Source organism: Desulfosporosinus metallidurans (assembly GCF_001936615.1).
GTDB lineage: Bacteria > Bacillota > Desulfitobacteriia > Desulfitobacteriales > Desulfitobacteriaceae > Desulfosporosinus > Desulfosporosinus metallidurans.
The window spans coordinates 1-426 of record NZ_MLBF01000202.1 but is presented as its reverse complement, the minus strand read 5'-3'; the positions used below and the strand labels follow the sequence as shown (position 1 = coordinate 426).

Sequence of the window (426 nt, the reverse complement as noted above, 5' to 3'; positions counted from 1 at the left end):
TCTTCGATCTCGGCAAAAAGGGTATGCTGGCCCACAATGTCGCCATCGTCGGCCGCGCGCAGCAGGGCTTCCAGCCGCTTGGGCGTCAGCCCGCCGGTCAGGCTGGCAATGCTAGTCATTGTGCAGCGCGCCCAGCGAGGCCGTCTGCATCCCGCCCCTGGCCCCGCCCTTGAAGGCGGTAAACGCGGCCTTCAAACGGTCAATCATCGTCGTCATGGTCATGGCGTCCTTTGCGAATCAGGTTGCGGCCGCCGGCCTTGGGCACGCGGGTAAAGGCCATGGCGGCAAAGCCCTTGGTCGCGGCCTGCCACAGCATTTCCAGGGCGTCGGGGCCATCGTCATGGTCGGCCTTGGGGAAGTGCCGCAGCTGTTCAACCAACGTGCTTTGGGAAGGATGCAGGCGGATGCGGCCCTGGGCGAAATAGG

Annotated in this window: 1 protein-coding gene; it reads right to left on the bottom strand. The window is 65.0% G+C overall.

Annotated features, from left to right (window positions below):
• Positions 1 to 199 precede the first annotated feature (199 nt).
• Positions 200 to 426 (bottom strand): hypothetical protein (locus tag DSOL_RS26385; RefSeq protein ID WP_207649701.1); only part of this gene is annotated, 227 nt, incomplete at its 5' end.